This is a genomic window from Citrobacter sp. (genome assembly GCF_050252275.1).
Lineage (GTDB): Bacteria > Pseudomonadota > Gammaproteobacteria > Enterobacterales > Enterobacteriaceae > Citrobacter_A > Citrobacter_A amalonaticus.
The window spans coordinates 1-4,280 of sequence record NZ_JBFWLF010000351.1 but is presented as its reverse complement, the minus strand read 5'-3'; the positions used below and the strand labels follow the sequence as shown (position 1 = coordinate 4,280).

6 protein-coding genes are annotated in these 4,280 nt (G+C 54.1%); all 6 read right to left on the bottom strand.

All coding sequences use genetic code 11. The features are described 5' to 3' along the window. Nucleotides 1-7: 7 nt before the first annotated feature. On the bottom strand, nucleotides 8-256 hold the full coding sequence (gene hybG, locus AB7E14_RS21265; RefSeq protein WP_042998137.1) for a hydrogenase maturation factor HybG: 249 nt from the start codon (nucleotides 254-256) through the stop codon (nucleotides 8-10). A gap of 30 nt (nucleotides 257-286) precedes the next feature. After that, entirely contained in the window at nucleotides 287-628 is a 342-nt protein-coding gene (gene hypA, locus AB7E14_RS21260) for a hydrogenase maturation nickel metallochaperone HypA (protein ID WP_042324177.1), read from the bottom strand. Next, nucleotides 621-1,109 carry a hydrogenase-2 assembly chaperone gene (hybE, locus tag AB7E14_RS21255; protein WP_042998138.1) on the bottom strand — a complete coding sequence of 163 codons (489 nt, stop codon included), beginning with the start codon at nucleotides 1,107-1,109 and terminating at the stop codon, nucleotides 621-623. Before hybE ends, hypA begins: the two co-directional genes overlap by 8 nt. Continuing rightward, the gene (locus AB7E14_RS21250; RefSeq protein WP_042998139.1) at nucleotides 1,102-1,596 is read right to left on the bottom strand and encodes a HyaD/HybD family hydrogenase maturation endopeptidase; all 495 of its coding nucleotides are present in this window, start codon (nucleotides 1,594-1,596) and stop codon (nucleotides 1,102-1,104) included. The genes hybE and AB7E14_RS21250 overlap by 8 nt, the downstream gene beginning before the upstream one ends. Beyond that, nucleotides 1,596-3,299 carry a hydrogenase 2 large subunit gene (hybC, locus tag AB7E14_RS21245; protein ID WP_042998140.1) on the bottom strand — a complete coding sequence of 568 codons (1,704 nt, stop codon included), beginning with the start codon at nucleotides 3,297-3,299 and terminating at the stop codon, nucleotides 1,596-1,598. The genes AB7E14_RS21250 and hybC overlap by 1 nt, the downstream gene beginning before the upstream one ends. Then, on the bottom strand, nucleotides 3,296-4,280 hold a 985-nt coding region (gene hybB / locus AB7E14_RS21240; protein ID WP_428169912.1), incomplete at its 5' end, for a Ni/Fe-hydrogenase cytochrome b subunit. The genes hybC and hybB, both read right to left, overlap by 4 nt.

Sequence of the window (4,280 nt, the reverse complement as noted above, 5' to 3'; positions counted from 1 at the left end):
TTCACTCTTATGCGCTGGTGACGTCGTACTCCATACGGCGTAGCGCATCCAGCGTGGCTTTGGCTTCTTCTTCATCGATGATGCTCATGGCAAACCCCACATGCACTAACACCCACTGCCCGACCAGTTCCGCAGGACTGCCTTCACAAATCAGCGCAATATTCACATCACGCTTGATGCCGCACACTTCCACCTGCGCAAGCTGGTGAATATCTTCACCGACGGCCAGAACCTGGCCTGGAACGCCTATACACATGTCTGACTCCGCCCCATGTCACATCATGGGTTATTCAACTTCAATACTTTTCACTTTCAGCGAATCGCCGGTATCAACACGCAGTCGGTCGCCATGACAACGCGGACATTGCGCATCGTGTTGAGTGATTTCAACCGCCTGACTGCAATCCCAGCACCATGCCTGCGCCGGTTTGTAATCGATGTGCAATTCACAGCCTTGCGCCACCGTCCCCTGGCAGACAATATCAAAACTAAAACGTACCGCGCTCTCTTCAACACAGGACAGCGCGCCAATCTCTAGCCACACGCCGGTGACGCGCTTTACGCCATGCTGTTCAGCCTGCTGTTGAATGATTTCAACCGCACTCTGGCAAAGAGACAGCTCATGCATTCTGCAAACCCCGACGCCCGAACAGCAGCGCGCGACGGCTTGTCTGCGGCGCATCCGGATCGCTGACCGGCAGCGACAACAACATGCGCGCGCAGTCATCAGCCAGACGTACGCCCTCTTCAGACGACATACTGTGATTGAGCGGCGACATCAACGAGCAGGAGAGGTATTGCGATACACCATCCAGTTCGCCTACCGTGAATGTCATCGTGCCATACGGCAGACGCAACCCAAGCTTTTCACTGACTTTACGCACTGGCCAGAGCTGGTCTGGTCCGGGGAAAATCAGCGCGCTCAGCATCCACGGCGTAATCACACATCCCGTCCACTGCCCTTCAAACAATGTAAAGTCAGAGACATACACTGGCATATCAGGATGCAGAAAGGACAGATCGTGCATTGAACGCTGCGCAATCGCTTCAAACGCAGCCTGAACCTGTGCTTTCGGAGCAGTCTGGAACCCGGAAATCTCCTCAGACATGCGTCGCCTCCCGTGGGATCGCTTCAACGCCCGACTCACGCAGCGCAGCCAGAACCTGCGCAAGCGCAGGTTCAATCATCGCTTCAACCGTTGGCGTTAAACCAATATTCGGCTCCAGCGATTCCGGAATGACGCCAATGAGCGTCAATTTTTTCGGAAACTCGCCGGTAAAGCGAAGGGCCGACAGAACGTCGGCCAGGCCCAATTGATGCGGGGAGATTTTGTTGGTAAACAGCGCCGGCACTTCATCATCCCGCAGGACCATGATCGTACCCGGGGTGTTTTTTCTCGAGACAATGGCGTCCGCGATGATCAGATGATCCCGGTTCGCCATGTCGCCGAGCAACTCCATACCCGCCGTACCGCCATCGAGGATTTCAACGAAATCCGGCAATTCATATCGCTGCTCTAAGGCTTCAACGATACGAACGCCGATGGCTTCATCGGTCAGCAAAATATTGCCGACCCCTAAGACTAAAATCCGCATTACAGAACCTTCACAGAGACAACTTCGTTCCCGTCAGCGTCAACAACGTGCACCGCACACGCCATACAAGGGTCGAAGGAGTGAATAGTACGTACCACTTCCAGCGGTTTTTCCGGATCGGCAATCGGCGTACCTACCAGCGACTGTTCGTACGGACCGACGTCATCGTTGAAGTTACGCGGGCCGGAGTTCCAGGTTGACGGTACAACCGCCTGATAGTTACTGATGATACCGTCTTTAATCACCATCCAGTGAGAAAGCATCCCGCGCGGTGCCTCAAGGAAGCCCACACCTTTAAATTCGCCTGTCGCCGGAATATTCGGCTTCACAAACGTGGTGTGGTCGCCCTTGCCAATATTGGCGATCAGCGCACTGTACTGATTCTGCAGGATACCCTGCAGTTCACAGCAGTGAACGGTACGACCAATAATACGCCCCAGCGTAGAGTGCAACTGCGCCACTTCCAGCGTTTTGCCCGTCAGCTTCTGATAAATCGCGATGATTTCATTCAGTTTCGCTTTCGTGGCCTCACGTCCGGACGCCAGTTTAACCAGCATATTCGCCAGCGGCCCCACTTCGACGGTTTTACCGTAGAAGGTCGGGGATTTCACCCATGAATATTTGCCATCATCCGACCAGCCGTTATATTCCGGAATGGTCGTCCCTTCCCACGGTGCCTGCGGAGCTTCGTCTTTATACCAGGCATGTTTGGCGCTCTCCTGGATCCCTTTGATCAGGTACTCGTCGGAGTGAGAGGAGATCGGACGATAGCTCGCCAGATCGGCATTCTCAATATAACCGCCAGGGAACAGGAAGCTGCCGTTTTTACCGTCGGTCGGGAATTCCGGTGCAGCCAGATAGTTAACCGCCCCCTTACCGCGCTCCAGCCATTCTGGATAGAACGCGGCGATAACCGCAGTATCGACCTTGTACACCTGTTCAACAAAGTCGCTCAGCTTGTCGATGAAAGACTTGATGTACATCAGGCGTTCCAGGTTCAGTACGCCCAGGCCGTCGAGGTTGATCGGGTTGGCAACGCCACCCACCGCCAGGTTCTGGATGTGCGGCGTTTTACCGCCCAGCAGTGCCACCACGCGGTTAGCATCACGCTGGCATTCCAGCGCCTGCAGATAGTGAGCTACCGCAATCAGGTTCACTTCCGGCGGCAGTTTCATCGCCGGATGTCCCCAGTAACCGTTGGCGAAAATCCCCAACTGGCCGCTGGCAACCAGATCTTTGATCTTGTTCTGAACTTTCGTGAACTCTTCCGCGCTGTTCAGATGCCAGGTCGACACGCCGTTCAGCATCGCTGACGCTTTTGCCGGATCGGCTTTCAGCGCCGAGGTAATATCCACCCAGTCCAGCGCCGAAAGCTGATAGAAGTGAACGATATGGTCATGAGTGGTATGCGCTGAAAGAATGATGTTACGGATGTATTGTGCGTTAACCGGAACGTCAATGTTCAGCGCGCTTTCTGCCGCACGAACCGAGGAGATCGCGTGCGTGGTCGTACAAACGCCGCAAATACGTTGCACAATCATCCACGCATCACGCGGATCGCGATTTTTCACGATCTCTTCCATGCCGCGCCACATGGTACCGGAGGCCCATGCTTTTGATACAACGCCGTTTTCGATTTCGCAATCGATACGTAAGTGCCCCTCAATACGGGTTACGGGATCAATAGTAATTCTCTGGCTCATGCTTTGCTCGCCTCATGACGATTGTGATCGTTTTGTTTTAAAGGAGGAAGTATCGGCAGTAGACGAATGAGTACGATGTAAGCGCAAATCTCAATAGCCACAAAACCAATAGAAATCAACAGTTCTTCCCAGGTTGGGAAGTAGTGGTAACCGCCGCCTGGATTAAATGCCACCAGCGAATAGGACAGACGCCATGTCGCACAACCCAGCAGCGCGCTGAGCGCAGACAGGTACAACATGCGTGAATCATTACGCCATTTAGCAACGCGCAGGACGACCAGCGGGAAGACCATCAGCACGACTTCAAGCCAGAACATTGCTGAGTAGAAATCGCCGGCAAAGGCATACGACAGCTTGCCCCGGTAAACCAGCTCACCAAAGCGCAGCACGACAAAAATCGCCAACATCACGCTGATGGTGTTCGTCAACTTGATGAACAGGTTCTTCTCATCCGGGCCTTTTCCTCTCAGGCCAGCCTGAACCAGAGAGCCTTCGAAGATGACGATCGAGAAGCCCATAATAAAGGCGGTCAATACCGAGAACAGCGGCAGCATTTCATAGCTTTGCCACAGCGGATGCACTTTGTAGCCTGCCGAGATCATCAGCGAGCCCATTGAGGACTGGTGCATGGTCGGCAACAGCGCTCCGAGAGCGATGATGAAGAACATCAGCTTATTCAGGCGTTTCAGCGACACCTTCCAGCCCAGACGTTCAAACAACGCAGGGGCAAATTCCAGCGCCATTACCCCAATGTAGATGGTCATACAGACCGCCGTCTCGAACAACACCGAGTTCACGTTGAAGTGACCCGGAATGTAGAAGTATGGCAGGTTCCAGTAACGACCCACATCAATGGTAATCGACAAGCCACCCAGAGAATAACCAAACAGACTCGCCAGCAGCGCCGGACGCACCAGCGGATGGTATTGTCCCCGGTTGAAGACATACACCGCCCATGCCAGCGCCCAACCGCCACAGGCA